The organism is Polynucleobacter sp. AP-Latsch-80-C2 (assembly GCF_018882185.1).
GTDB lineage: Bacteria > Pseudomonadota > Gammaproteobacteria > Burkholderiales > Burkholderiaceae > Polynucleobacter.
The window spans coordinates 403,134-416,858 of the sequence record NZ_JACVOY010000001.1 but is presented as its reverse complement, the minus strand read 5'-3'; the positions used below and the strand labels follow the sequence as shown (position 1 = coordinate 416,858).

Below are 13,725 nucleotides of genomic sequence, written 5' to 3'. Positions count from 1 at the left end.
GGCCCTATTCCTTATGCCGCTAACTTCATACTGCGATTTAAAGGACGTGCGAAAAGCTCTGCCAAATCAGCAGCTTGCTCATAGCCATGCACGGGACTAAATACCAGCTCAATAGACCACTTTGTAGTGATTCCCTCTGCTTCTAGGGGATTTGCCAGCCCAAGGCCGCAAACCACAATATCGGGTTGATCGGCGCGACAACGATCTAATTGGCGCTCAAGATCCTGCCCCTCTACAATTTTTGAGCCCTCTGGCAATAAATCTAGCTCGCACTCTAAATGCTGCTTGTGAAGGTAAGGCGTACCAATTTCGAGCACCCTCATACCGCACTCACGAGATAAAAATCGTGCCAAAGGAATTTCTAATTGCGAGTCGGGGAAAAAAGAAATGGTCTTGTTTTCCAGTACCGGAAGATAGCGTGCCAAACTTTTTTTTGCCCGCTCAATTTTTCCCTGAGTTACACCTTCAAAATGTTCTGATGTAATTCCCCACAAATGAGCGGCTGCTTTTAGCCAGGCGGTAGTTCCTTCAATTCCGAAAGGAAAAGGTGCTGCGATTCTTTTTGCACCACGTTCCTCAATCAATCTAGCTGTCTCAGCTAAGAATGGCTGAGCCAATAAGTATTGTGTATCACCGTGTATTTCAATTGACTGTTGAGAGTTTTTTGGCGGGAAAAAGGAAATATTTTCAATGCCAAGCTCAGTAAAAAGTCGTTTAAATTGATCTTCAACTACGTCTGGCAAGCAACCTACGATTAATAGATTTTTGTCTTTTACCGCTACCTGTTTAGGGGTATCGTTAATGAGTGAAGCCAAGCAAGCATCCTCACCCTGTGTAAAAGTTGTCTCAATCCCACTGCCGGAATAACTTAATATGCGGCATTTGCTGACAAATTCTTTACTCAATCGCTGAGCAGCGCGAGATAGATCTAATTTAATTACTTCTGATGGACAAGAGCCAACTAAAAAAAGCATCTTAATATCTGGACGCCTAGCTAGCAGTGCTTTCACAACGCGATCTAACTCCTCGTGCGCATCTGCCAAACCCGCTAGATCACGATCGTCAATAATGGCCGTAGCAAAACGAGGCTCGGCAAAAATCATTACGCCAGCCGCAGACTGCACTAAGTGCGCGCAAGTACGAGAACCGACAACTAAGAAGAAAGCATCTTGAATCTTCCGATGCAACCAAATAATTCCTGTCAGACCACAAAATACCTCTCTTTGGCCGCGCTCTTTATAAATAGGAATACTTTTCCCTAATTTATTTAAATGGTCTTGGGGTAAATCAACAATGGCATTCATACAACTACCCCATTACTCACTTGCAGGCGGGCCATCCTAAGCTTATAAATAAATTGCCCAGCGTTAATAAAGTAGGAGCCATATGCAGCTAATGCGAGATGCATTAAGCCCTCTTTACCCATTCCCCCAACGATGAGGAAATAAAGGTACAAAGTATGCAAAGAGATCACGAGCATACTAAATACATCTTCCCAAAAGAAGCTTTCGGCAAAGAGATATTTACCAAATACAACCTTCTCCCAAATACTTCCAGTCAACATGATTAGATAGAGGAAGATCGTTTTGACTATCACAGAGATAGTTGCTATTTCATACCCCTCACCACTAATGAGGTATCGCAAGACTAAAGTGAGACTAATTAAACAAACTAAAAATTGAATTGGCGCCAAGATTCCCTGAACCAAGGTCCACACAGTTGCATCGCGTTTTGCACGCTGCTCTTGGCTGTAAAGTGGCTTACTAATCTTCATTTTTTGGCGTTGCCTTATTGGCTTTGTGTAAACAAAACTTTACGCCAAATATGTCTTACTAGAACTAGTATTTACCCCTATAATGATAGGTAATTACCCTTAATTATTGAAAATAATTGCATTATTGAGGACATAAATGTAATATTTATTTTACATATAAGTAACGTTGATAAGCAACTTTTATCCTCGGGGGCATTGATGGACACCTTAGTAAAAAAAGAACTCATCAGGGAAGTTTTCAGCACTCAATTACCCAGGCTAATTGAAGAGATTGAACGCAAGGTTGATAAGTCAACCCTTAACCCACCATCCAATGAAAGCTGGAATCAAACTCCAGCAGCTAAACATAAAAACCAAAAAGCGTTAAATGAAGAGCAGGTATGCAAAATTACTGAGCTATTACTTGATACAGAAGAAGGCGCATTCGAGCTTGCAATCACCGTATTAAAAACTCATGGAGCATCAATTAACTATATTGTTTTAGAGCTTATTCCTGAAATCGCCAAGAAGCTGGGGAAGCAATGGGAAGAAGATACATTAAGTTTTGCCGAGGTATCCATTGGGGTTGGAAAGCTAGAGCGCGCAATACATAAGCTTGATTACTTATTCCAAGCTACTCAATTAGAAAAGCGACAGGACAAATCAATTCTGATCTCTCTCTTTCCGGACTCGCAGCACTCTCTTGGAACATTAATCTTATCCAACTTCTTTACCTATTCTGGCTGGCAGGTTTATCGGCCAGCTAATAATGGACTGAATGCAATAATTCATGAAATTGAATCAAAACATCACCATGTATTAGGAATATCTATTTCTACCTATGAGCAACTTCAGGAGCTTCCAAGCTTAATTAAGTTGCTCAAGGGGAAATCTAATAACCCTCAAATCCTTGTTCTAATTGGAGGTCCGCTCTATAATAAATCGCCTGAAAAGTTTAATCATATTCAGGCAGATGTCAAAGCTTTTACTCCTGAAGAATCTGTGCAAAAGTTAGATCAGCATCTCAGCCTAATAGAAAATAACACTTAGATGCATAAGTAGAAAAAATATTGTGACCAAAATTGTGAATTTAGCCACACCCGAACTAAATACATTAAATGTAAATCAAGCAGCTTCTCTGCTTGCGCATTCTGTAGATCTCGTTTTAGTCATCGATCAGTCTGGAATGATTGAGAAAGTCATCGACGGCTCAAAACCAGTTCACACCAAAACACAGTCATTGCTTGGGAAAAAATGGATAGATACTGTTGCGATTGATAGCCAGCCGAAGGTAAACGCACTACTTAAAACAATCAGCAATAGTGAAGAGCAGAATTGGCGTCAAGTAAATCAAGAGATGGGTGACTCTTCTTCTATCCCCATTCAATTTAGTACGCTCTTTTTTCAGCAACAAAATAAGCTGATTGCAATCGGAAAAGATCTTAGCGGTCTATCTGCCCTTCAGCAAAAATTAGTTCAATCTCAACAAGAAATTGAGCGGGACTATGCGAGTCTTCATGCAATAGAAAATCGATACTTACAATTATTTAATAGCATTGATCAGGCCTATTTAATAATTGATAGCTTGACGCTGAAAATTTTAGAAGTAAATAAATCCGCCGGGTTTTTAGTAGGTGATCTTAAAAAGATTCAGGGCAAGCTATTTACCAATCTTTTTCCGACTAAGGATCATGTCGCTATACAAGAATACCTTACTGGATCTAAGTCGGGGATCATGCAATCCTCTATTCATTCGACCCTAGAGAACCTTCAGGAAGATGTAGAAATTTCCAGCGTACTTTTACGCGAAGGTAATCACAATATCTGCCTAGTTACGGTAAAGCCTAAAGCTAGCGGCATTCAAGTTGGTAATGTAAGCGATCAAAGCATCTTGGTATCACAAGCAATCGAAGATTTCCAAGATGGCTTCATCATTTGCAGTACAAATGGCGTTATTTTGACCGCGAATAACGCTTTTCTTTCGATGTCACAAACTACTCAGAAAGATAATATTCTTGGCAAGTCTTTTGAGCTATGGCTTGGTAGAGCAAGTATTGATTTAAAAATTATTCTCGGGACTGTACGTGAGTACGGGGTAATTAAAGACTATGCAAGCACCATCACTACTGATGATGGCAGCTCACCGATAAATGTTGTCATATCGGCAACAAATTTCAATGCTGGAAAATTATCAGCTGTAGCTATTGGCATTCATCAAATATCAAAAACTTCTCGCGAGCCAGCAAGCAAATCAGATAACTTGGGCAAGAATGCAAAAGAGCTTACCCAATTAGTTGGCAAAGTTCCGCTTAAGCAAATTGTCACTGAAACAACAGACATTATTGAAAAACTCTGTATCCTAGCAGCCCTCGATCTCACCATGTCTAATAGGGCCTCAGCTGCCGAGCTACTGGGATTATCACGCCAAGGTCTCTATATCAAAATGAGACGTTTTGGTATTGTCGATAACAATGCTAGCGATGATTTAGATTCATAAGGCCTCATGAGCGAACAGACGGCAGTATTGGTTTTAATAGATATTGCTTCTGGATCTAGGTTGTGGGGGTTTAGTCGCTATATTTTTGGTAAATTTGCCTTTAGGGGTGTTCCTGGCCTCGTCTTTTGTAAGATCTTGGGATCTGGTTTTAATGGCGGCTTCAGTACCAAGCCAAGCCTTACTAAACAGGGATTCTTTTGTGTTTTTGATACAAAACAAAATGCAGAAATTTTTCAGCAAACATCTCCCACTGTGAATGCTTACAGATCCCATGCTAATGAGTTCTTTATAGCTACACTCTATGCTTATTCAAGCCGAGGATCATGGTCAGGCTTCTCAATAAATAATTTAAGCTCTCCCCCTGAAAGTGGGCCAATAGCATCTCTTACCAGGGCATCAATCAGACCTTTCAAAGCAGTGCAATTTTGGGCCAAAGCAAAACCAGCAGAACAATCAATTAAAGAAGCCTCAGGATCGATTCTGACAGCTGGGCTAGGAGAAGCACCCTACTTTCGTCAAGCTACATTTACTATATGGGAAAATCTCAAATCCATTGATGCGTATGCACAATCAGGCGCACATCTCTCGGCCATAAAGGCAGCGTACGGAGAGAATTACTTTTCAGAGTCTATGTTCACTCGCTTTAAGGTCGGCTCAGCAAGCGGTGTTTGGCAAGGAAAATATGTCCAAATCCCCTAAGGTCATCATAGTTGGTGCAGGTATTGCCGGTCTTACAGCCGCTCTAGAGCTAGCTCACCATGGTCTCAACGTTACCGTTCTTGAAAAGAATAGCTACCCAGGCGGGAAAATTCGTCAAATCGATATTGATGGTGCATTGATAGATTCAGGGCCTACGGTCTTTACAATGCGCTGGGTTTTTGAAAAATTATTTGATGATTGTGATGAAAATTTTTCTTCTGAATTTGAGTTAGAGGCTTTAGATATCCTCGCTAGACATAGTTGGGGCGACGACTATCTAGACTTATATGCTGACAACAAAAAAAGCGTAGATGCTATCGCTCAGTTTTGTAATCCTAAACAAGCACAATTATTTTTAGAGTTCTGTAGTACAGCTAAAAAGGTTTACGAATCCTTAAAACAGCCCTTTATAGAATCTACACGCCCCAGCATGCTGGGAATGATGGGTGCACTAGGGATTGAGAAAAGTAAAATATTATGGGATATCGGACCCTTTAGTAGTCTATGGTCCGCTCTAGAAAAATACTTTCCAGACCCACGCTTACATCAACTCTTTGGACGTTATGCAACTTATTGTGGCTCGTCTCCCTATTTAGCTCCAGCAACTCTGATGTTGATCGCCCAGGTAGAAATGGATGGAGTTTGGTCAATCAAAGGTGGTATGGCAAAAATACCTGAGGTGATAGCCAGGTTAGCGCAAAAAAAAGGTTGTAAATTCCGCTATGACTCAGAGGTTGATTATCTTGAGCTGGCTGGTTCGCAAATTAGCGGTGTACATCTCAAAAGTGGTGAATTTCTAGAATGTGATTACCTCATTTTTAATGGTGATGTAAACGCTTTAAAAAATCACTTATTAGGCGAGAGAGTAAGTACTGCGATACCTTCCAAGCTCAAACAAACAGACTCCCTATCAGCGGTGACTTGGTCAATGAAGGTGAAATCCTCTGGATTCCCTCTGGTGCGTCATAACGTGTTTTTTAATCAGCCCTATCAGAGCGAATTTTCTGATATTTTTGAAAATCAGCGCCTTCCACTCAACCCAACAGTCTATATCTGCGCCCAAGATAGAAATGATTTAGCACTTGAGAATAATCAGCCTGAAAGATTGTTTTGTTTAGTAAATGCACCTGCGAATGGCTCAAAAAAACCTTATAACAATGAGGAAATCGATCAATGCGAACAAAAAGCATTTTCAATGATGAACAAATATGGACTCCAGCTGAAGGATGCTCAAATTACGCGAACGACCCCTCAGGATTTCTCAATGCTATTTCCGGGTCGAGGCGGAGCGCTATATGGCCAAGCAACTCATGGATGGATGAGCTCATTTCACAGACTAGGTTCTCAATCGCAAATCAACAATCTGCTCCTAGCGGGAGGCAGCACCCACCCAGGTCCGGGAGTTCCAATGGCGGCAATGTCAGGACGATTGGCGGCCGCAACCCTGATGGATCGCCTAGGTTTGACCAAGCGGTAAATCCGGGCAACTATCTTTGGTGGTACATTGACGGCCTTAGCGATGATGGCTTAAATGGGTTTAGCATTATTGCCTTTGTTGGCAGCGTCTTTTCTCCCTATTACGCTTGGGCAAATAAAAGCAAGCCTGCACAAGCTGAAGACTTTTGCTCCATTAATGTCGCGCTTTATACGCCAACTAAAAAATATTGGACGATGACTGAAAGGGGCAAAAATGCAATCCATCGCACGGCCAATCAGTTCACTATCGGCCCCAGCCAGCTAAGCTGGAAAGATAACACTCTTACTATCACCATTAATGAGCGAGTTCCCTTGCTTGGTCAAAGAGTTCAGGGAACCATCAAAGTATTTACAGAGCAACTTTTTAATCATGTAGTAGCCCTAGATGATCAACAGAAGCATCGCTGGGGACCAATAGCGCCCTCCTCCAGAGTCGAAGTCTCTTTCAATAAACCTAATCTAAACTGGATTGGTAATGCTTACTTTGACTCTAATGAGGGAGATGAGGCAATCAACAAGCCCTTTAGTGAGTGGGATTGGTCACGAGCTCACTTAAAAGATGGAAGCACTGCTGTAATTTATGATGTGCGACAAAAGAACGGAGTTGAAAAGGTTTTGGCAACCATCTTTAAATTGGATGGTAGCACTGAGGATTTTTTGGCGCCAAATAGAGTTGAACTTCGCAAAACAGGATGGAGAATTCAGCGAAATATGCGTTCTGAGTCAGATCACAAGGTAACGGTAATGAATACCTTAGAAGATACGCCTTTTTATGCTCGCTCGATGATTGCATCAAAACTACTTGGAGAGGATGTTATTTCGATGCATGAAACATTAAATATAAAACGCCTGGAATCCAACATTGTCCAATTTATGCTGCCATGGAGAATGCCTAGAAATCCAACGCGTATATATTAATAAACTAGCAATATAGAAGACAGCCAAGCAATCCTAATGCTGAGCAAAAGAATGGTATGAGTCTATTTTTCTATGCTCTACTTTTTCCAGAAGACTAACAACCCAAATGAGCCTATCCTCAACAGATCCGCTGTAATGCGCGTATCGTCCTTCTGGCTCTACCGCATCAACCAAAAATTGTATTGCAGGAATGGAATCTAAACTCTGCGTTGGTTTTGCACTATAGATAGCCGCCCCAAGAGATTTGAATAGCAATAAAACTTTTCTTTTCTTTGATACGACAGCTCTTTTTGTAACCGAATCCATCCCCTGTCGCTCAATTTGTCTGCTGATTTCTGAATAAATCAAACTAGCAGCAGCTATGGCTGATCGACAATTTCTTGGTAAACCAGAGAATCCAAATGCCGAACGAGCATATAAATCATCGGCGTACTGAATGAGCTTTTGATTCACTCGCAAGATACCATCATTAAAAATAGGATTTTTAAGCCACTGATCAGGGTCTATATTTTCTTCTTGAAGCCAATCTCTAGGAAGATAGAGACGCTCGTTTCTAGCGTCCTCCCCAATATCCCGCGCAATATTAGTCAACTGCATTGCAAGGCCAAGCTCGCATGCGCGTTCTAATACAGCTCGATCCCGTATACCCATAATCAGAGTCATCATGACCCCTACTGTTGAAGCAACTCTAGCAGCATAGTCACATAACTCTTCTATGGTTTGATATTGGCGACCAGTACGATCCCACTTAAATCCTTCTACCAGTGCCTCCAGGAGGCTTCGAGGAATTAAAAATCGCTCAACTACAAGAGCTAAAGCTCTATCCGCGGGTATATCTAGTGGATTTTTTGAATAGATACGATCTAATCGATATTCAATCTGCTCTATAACATTATCAGACGCATTTTGATCGTCCACCATATCATCCAGTAAACGACAAAAAGCATATAAAGCTATAGCAGAATCACGAATATTAGAAGGCAGGATCCTGGATGCAGAAAAAAAGGATTTGGAGCCATCTCTCATCAAGGTCTCGCAAGAGAGTAGATCAAGCTGAAATCCGTATTCGGATGTAATAGCTCTATCGTGCATTTTGAGAGAGTATTTTAGCGGGCGCAATCAACGAATCTAAAGCTTTGGCTGATGACAAAACCCCAGGAATCCCCGCACCCGGATGAGTGCTCGCCCCAACCATATAAAGACCTTCAATATCTTCGCTACGATTATGTGGTCTGAACCAAGCACTTTGGGTAAGCAAAGGTTCCAAACCAAAAGCAGCTCCCTTATAGGAAAGCAGCCTGTCTTTAAAATCTTCTGGAGTCATTACAAACGATTCCACTAAATTCTCTTGCAAGCCCGGTAAAACAGTTTCTTCAAGCATCTTTGCAATGGCTTTTCTATAGGGCTCAGCCTCCTGCTTCCAATCGGTTCCACTGTCCAGATGAGGAACGGGGGAAAGTACATAAAAGGTATCACATTCTGGAGGAGCTAAGTTAGGATCAGTTGCTGTGGGACGATGCAAATAAAGGCTAAAGTCTTTAGCAAGATGATGGCGTTTAAAAATATCCTCTAAAAGAGTTTTATAACGTTTACCTAACAGCATCATGTGGTGCGGTATTTTTGGGTATTGTTTTTTAGTGCCAAAGTACCAGACAAATAGACTCATTGAGTACTTACCATTCTCAATTTTTTTATCAGTCCATATTTTTCGATGTTCTGGGTCAATCAAATTTTTGTAAGTCCATGCTGTATCAGCATTACAGACTACCTTATTGGCAAATAAAACCTCACCATTTTCCAATGTGACGCCCGTTACTTTATTTTCAACGATATTGATTTTCTTAACGGTACTTGCATAACGGATTCTTACGCCAAGGCCATTTAGCAAACCAACAAGTCCTTTGATAATTGATCCCGTTCCACCCATTGCGGAATGAACGCCCCATTTGCGCTCTAAGGAATTAATTAATGCATAAACAGAGGTAACCGAAAAAGGATTACCGCCAATGAGCAATGGATGAAAGCTCATCACTTCTCTAAGCTGTGGGTCTTTGATATGTTTCGCAACTAAGCTATAGAGATTATTCCAAGCCCTCATCTTCACGAGGCTTGGAAATGCTTTTACTAAATCTTTTAAGCTATCAAATGCAACATCTCCCAGCTCTTCAAACCCTAGTTTGTAGCAATACTCTGCCTCTTCTAAAAAACGTAGATAACCTGGTAAATCACTAGGACTAAATTTAGCAACTTCTTGCTTCATTCGCTCCAGATCACCGGTGTAATTAAATATGCGGCCATCTGCAAATCGGATTTGATAAAACGGATCCATTGCACGCAAATCAACATCGTTAGACATTTTTTTGCCGCACAAGCTCCATAACTCTTCTAGTAAAAAAGGTGCAGTGATAATAGTAGGGCCGGCATCAAACGTAAAGCCATTTCTTCTATGTACATAAGCCCTACCTCCAGCGTCTCCCAATCTTTCCAATACCTGAACGTCATATCCTTTTATGGCTAAACGAATTGCTGCGGCAAGACCACCAAACCCCGCACCGATTACAAGAGCGCGTTCTGAGGCATTAACATCTCCAGCTGTGGCAATGTTTTCGGGGATCTTAAATTGATCGACCTGTTGGTCCATCAGACTTCCTTTATTTAAAAACCCCTTTGATATTTAATATCAAAGGGGTTGGCAAGGCTATTTTGCTGCGCTATGGGTGCTATCTTTTGGCATATCTCTATTTGGAGCAAGATACGGATAATCCTTCAACATACTTTGACCTAAGAGTGGTTTATTTACACCTTGATGACAGGTGGCGCAGTTTGCTTTAGCAACGTCACCAGTGGGCCCGAGTCGATTTGGTGGGAATACACTTTCTAAGGATGTCAAAAAGTTTGTATTGACGTCTTTGAGCATCTGGATTCCATGCCAAGCCTGCACTCGCTGTGGTGTACTTTGCTCCCAGCTAGAGAAGTTCTGAGAGTTATGGCAGTAAGTACAGTTAACCCCCAGAGAATGAGACATGTGAGTCATCATTCCATATACATTTTCCGTGCTTTGAAGGGTTGCTTTGTTCCCCGTAGGAAGAGCTGTTTTGCCAACTATCCTTGCTGGATCACCTTTTTCAACCAAATAGGCTGCAAATGGTTTATTAGGCAAAGAAGTGTAAGCAACTGCTGGAGCAGGATCATTTTGTCCGTTTGCATTGCCTAGCATGTTACCGCCACGCTTTTCTTCTGGGTTAAACCAAACATTTTGAGGGATGTTATTACCTCTATGGCAGGTGTAACAGGTTACGCCCGTTTGTTTTACGTGATCAGTCCAATTGCTATTAATTTGCTGATTCATCTGAATCATTCTTCTAGCTACAGTTTTGGTGTAGAGAGAATCGTCAGCAAAATTCTGAACATTATGGCAATAAGAGCAACCCTCTTTAGGGGCGACCCATGCAGTCATTGAGACCATAAAAGCACCGAATTGAGCAGTGCTGAGGTTATTTAACACCTTAACATTTTTGTACGTTGCCCCAGCCTTCGGTCCATCAGGGGAAGCGGGTATGCCAGCTGGCATTTCATTAATCTTAGCTAGCTGCTCTTGTGTTCTAGGATTATTAATCTGATCCATACCAGTGCCGCGGTATCCAGTTTGCTTTGACTCAACTGGTGGTCGCTCACACGCCGTAAGCGTAAGGATTGCCAAAACACTAAATGCAATGGCAATTTTTTGGCGAACGTTTTTCATTTTTTCTCCCCTATTGCTACTGGAGCTGAAGGTGCTTTTAAAGCAGGATCAGAAACGGTCCCATATATTGCAGGATAAGTTGGCGCCATATTATGCTTAACAGCCCATAGATACCAGTTATCCACAACGGTGCCGGTTAGTAAAATTCCAATGCCACCTGTTAATGGAGTGAGTACAGCAAACCACCAGGCCCAACGGTGAATGGATTCCATGGTAGCGTTAAAGCCCATAGTCCATCTCCAGAATAAAGCAGCCCTTTCAGATGCGGTTCCGCGATCGACAATTTGTTCAATTTCTCTTTCACCACCAAATCGACTCACTGCCAGAATAGTTGCGCCGTGCATGGCAAACAAAAGAACTGACCCATAAAGAAACACAATGGACAGCATATGGAATGGGTTATAAAACAAGTTGCCGTAGCGAATTGAAAAGGCGGATACCCAATCTAGGTGAGAAAAGATACCAAATGGTACCGCTTCGCTCCAGCTACCCATCAGCACGGGACGAATCAGACCTAATACCAAGAACAACCAAATTGCTGATGCGAATGCCCAAGGTACATGGGTACCCATTCCAAGAGCCTGAGCCCTACGGAAGGTTCTAAGCCACCAAAGCATAATTGAGATCGTTAAAAATAATCCAACAATTGACCACCAGCCCCCTTCATTTAATGGCGCAAGGGTTAAACCATACTTTGGTGCTGGAGGATCTAGAGAGAGCCAAAATAATTTCCTCACAAATTGCAAAGGATTCCAGCCAACCTGGGCCAGCATATTCATACCAATAATGAAAAATGCTGTCATCCCAAATATTAGTGATGCGACCCCTAATCTCCCAAGGTATATAGGTCCGAGCTGCGCATTACCAATGCGCCCCATCAAATGACTAAATCCAATAGAGCGAGTTCGCTCACGCATATCGTAGGCGTTGATCGGAACGCCATGACTCGCAGGACCAGTTACTTGTGTTTGTGTAAATAGATTTTGATATTCCATAATGCTCTCCGCATTTTCAATTTAGCTGAAAACTAACCCCAGATTGGCAAATTCAACCACCATGTCCACCATTCAGGCCAACCCTTTGTCCAGAAGGGGCCACTAATAACAATACAAACAGCACTCCAAAATACAGCCGCTAAGGCTAGGAATAATCCAAGACGATGAATGCCCAATGTTCCAACGGAATATCCAATAATGTCTCTAAAGAAAGTATCCTCGTGCTCAGGAGTTTTGACCGGCTGCCCAGGTTGTGGATTCGTAGAAGATAAGATCAAAGCTCCATGCAGCGCAAGCGCTAATGTTGTTGTAAAAAATAGTGTTACCGCAATCATGTGGGCTGGGTTGTAATGAAAGTGAAGATACTGATACCCAGTATTCGATACCCAATCTAAATGGCTCAATATTCCATAGGGAAAACCGTAGCCCCATGCACCCATTAACACTGGGCGAATTACAACCAAAGTGAAATACGCAAAGATGGCCATACTAAAAGCAACTGGTACATGAAGGCCCATTCCCAATTTTCGAGAAATTTCCACCTCACGCATTGCCCAAGAACCAAATGCTCCTAAGGCGCAGATAGTAATGATTTGCCATAATCCACCCTCCATCAAAGGAGCTACGCCTAACCCATATTTCAAATCCGGAGGGGCAATATTTATTTGCCAAGGATTAAAGACGCCCGCTTGGGATGTCCCCCAAAGAATCATTGCAGTCCCAAGGAATGCAAAGAATATAGTGGTTACCCCAAAAAATCCGACGTAGAAAGGGCCTACCCAGAAATCAAAAAGATCTCCTCCTATTAGAGTCCCACCGCGCACGCGGTATTTTTTTTCAAAGTTGAGCATGGCCATTTAGCGCTCCTTACACAGTGAGAATTTTTCTCACATTAAATTAATCTTGCGTAGACGAATCACTATTTCTAGAAATTCGCCTACGGTTTGCACATCTAATTACTTCTTCGCTGCTGATATAGCTGCTTTGTACTGCTCTTGACTCATACCATCCAGCCATTTGTATTGAACTGTGCTCAATAAAATGAGATGAATCATTGCTGCCAAAGCAAAGAGAAAAACGCCCTGTGCAACCATCGCACGTAGTGGGTCGTATAGTTTCCAAATTCTCCACATAATATTTCTCCTAATTTAAGTAAGACATAAAGCCGTAAACACCTGTTTCAACTGACTTGAAGAATGAACCTCCGTCAGCACCAGAAAATAACCAACTTTTCTGTGATGCAGGTAAGACAATTAAAAAAAGTGCTACAACAAAGAGCACCACGTAACTAATCAAAAAAATAATTTTGAATGACCAGGTGTCATGCAAAACATGTTTATGCATTAAATCCGTATTGATCTTCATAAAAACACTCCCTCTAATTGACTACGTTTACTATGTACTTACTACTGCATCAAAAGAACCATGGACGCCATGCCCATACAAGTATGTGCGCGACGACAGCGATTGCAGTAAATCCAAGAAGACCTTGCATATAAAATGTATGGAATTCTTTAGCTTCTGCATCGGTAAGCCCAGATATAGATCTGTTTTCACTCATGATGACTACTCCTTGAAACTGACCTTGCGGTCTTTTCTACATCACCCCTGTAGATTTGAGGATATGGCTTAACAACACCATATT

The 13,725-nt window shown here is 41.8% G+C and carries 15 protein-coding genes; 5 read left to right on the top strand and 10 right to left on the bottom strand.

All coding sequences use genetic code 11. The features are described 5' to 3' along the window. Positions 1-11 precede the first annotated feature (11 nt). Both ICN47_RS02110 and bchF read right to left on the bottom strand, forming a co-directional pair. A complete protein-coding gene (locus ICN47_RS02110; protein WP_216218237.1) occupies positions 12-1,304 on the bottom strand; it encodes a ferredoxin:protochlorophyllide reductase (ATP-dependent) subunit N in 1,293 nt (430 codons plus the stop codon). Beyond that, the gene (gene bchF / locus ICN47_RS02105) at positions 1,301-1,774 is read right to left on the bottom strand and encodes a 2-vinyl bacteriochlorophyllide hydratase (protein WP_216218236.1); all 474 of its coding nucleotides are present in this window, start codon (positions 1,772-1,774) and stop codon (positions 1,301-1,303) included. Before bchF ends, ICN47_RS02110 begins: the two co-directional genes overlap by 4 nt. A 198-nt stretch (positions 1,775-1,972) precedes the next feature. On the opposite strand from bchF, the gene ICN47_RS02100 reads away from it, so the two are divergent. Genes ICN47_RS02100 through ICN47_RS02080 form a run of 5 tightly spaced genes read left to right on the top strand, consistent with a single transcriptional unit; the run spans position 1,973 to position 7,343 of the window. Further along, positions 1,973-2,803 (top strand): B12-binding domain-containing protein, encoded by an 831-nt coding sequence (locus ICN47_RS02100; RefSeq protein WP_216218235.1) that lies wholly within the window; start codon positions 1,973-1,975, stop codon positions 2,801-2,803. Between the two features lie 22 nt (positions 2,804-2,825). After that, the gene (gene ppsR / locus ICN47_RS02095) at positions 2,826-4,250 is read left to right on the top strand and encodes a transcriptional regulator PpsR (protein ID WP_216218234.1); all 1,425 of its coding nucleotides are present in this window, start codon (positions 2,826-2,828) and stop codon (positions 4,248-4,250) included. A 6-nt stretch (positions 4,251-4,256) separates the two neighbouring features. Further along, on the top strand, positions 4,257-4,949 hold the full coding sequence (locus ICN47_RS02090; RefSeq protein WP_216218233.1) for a spheroidene monooxygenase: 693 nt from the start codon (positions 4,257-4,259) through the stop codon (positions 4,947-4,949). Then, positions 4,933-6,426: a 1-hydroxycarotenoid 3,4-desaturase CrtD gene (crtD, locus tag ICN47_RS02085; RefSeq protein ID WP_216218232.1), complete on the top strand. Its 1,494-nt coding sequence runs from the start codon at positions 4,933-4,935 to the stop codon at positions 6,424-6,426. The genes ICN47_RS02090 and crtD overlap by 17 nt, the downstream gene beginning before the upstream one ends. After that, a complete protein-coding gene (locus ICN47_RS02080; protein WP_370626244.1) occupies positions 6,378-7,343 on the top strand; it encodes a carotenoid 1,2-hydratase in 966 nt (321 codons plus the stop codon). The genes crtD and ICN47_RS02080 overlap by 49 nt, the downstream gene beginning before the upstream one ends. Positions 7,344-7,376: 33 nt before the next feature. Here the strand turns inward: ICN47_RS02080 and ICN47_RS02075 are convergent, their stop codons facing one another. The 8 genes from ICN47_RS02075 to pufB all read right to left on the bottom strand — a co-directional run bounded on the left by ICN47_RS02075 (position 7,377) and on the right by pufB (position 13,641). Then, on the bottom strand, positions 7,377-8,435 hold the full coding sequence (locus ICN47_RS02075) for a phytoene/squalene synthase family protein (protein WP_216218231.1): 1,059 nt from the start codon (positions 8,433-8,435) through the stop codon (positions 7,377-7,379). Continuing rightward, positions 8,425-9,984 carry a phytoene desaturase family protein gene (gene crtI, locus ICN47_RS02070; protein WP_216218230.1) on the bottom strand — a complete coding sequence of 520 codons (1,560 nt, stop codon included), beginning with the start codon at positions 9,982-9,984 and terminating at the stop codon, positions 8,425-8,427. The genes ICN47_RS02075 and crtI overlap by 11 nt, the downstream gene beginning before the upstream one ends. A gap of 57 nt (positions 9,985-10,041) precedes the next feature. Beyond that, positions 10,042-11,085, bottom strand: coding sequence for a photosynthetic reaction center cytochrome PufC (gene pufC / locus ICN47_RS02065; protein WP_216218229.1), 1,044 nt, complete (start codon positions 11,083-11,085; stop codon positions 10,042-10,044). Continuing rightward, positions 11,082-12,080 carry a photosynthetic reaction center subunit M gene (pufM, locus tag ICN47_RS02060; RefSeq protein WP_216862041.1) on the bottom strand — a complete coding sequence of 333 codons (999 nt, stop codon included), beginning with the start codon at positions 12,078-12,080 and terminating at the stop codon, positions 11,082-11,084. Before pufM ends, pufC begins: the two co-directional genes overlap by 4 nt. 32 nt (positions 12,081-12,112) lie before the next feature. Continuing rightward, positions 12,113-12,937, bottom strand: coding sequence for a photosynthetic reaction center subunit L (gene pufL, locus ICN47_RS02055; protein WP_068949089.1), 825 nt, complete (start codon positions 12,935-12,937; stop codon positions 12,113-12,115). A gap of 99 nt (positions 12,938-13,036) precedes the next feature. Continuing rightward, positions 13,037-13,213 (bottom strand): light-harvesting antenna LH1, alpha subunit, encoded by a 177-nt coding sequence (pufA, locus tag ICN47_RS02050; protein WP_071608677.1) that lies wholly within the window; start codon positions 13,211-13,213, stop codon positions 13,037-13,039. 10 nt (positions 13,214-13,223) lie between these two features. Beyond that, positions 13,224-13,445: a hypothetical protein gene (locus ICN47_RS02045; RefSeq protein WP_072583908.1), complete on the bottom strand. Its 222-nt coding sequence runs from the start codon at positions 13,443-13,445 to the stop codon at positions 13,224-13,226. A gap of 49 nt (positions 13,446-13,494) precedes the next feature. After that, positions 13,495-13,641 carry a light-harvesting antenna LH1, beta subunit gene (gene pufB, locus ICN47_RS02040; RefSeq protein ID WP_068949087.1) on the bottom strand — a complete coding sequence of 49 codons (147 nt, stop codon included), beginning with the start codon at positions 13,639-13,641 and terminating at the stop codon, positions 13,495-13,497. Positions 13,642-13,725 lie beyond the last annotated feature (84 nt).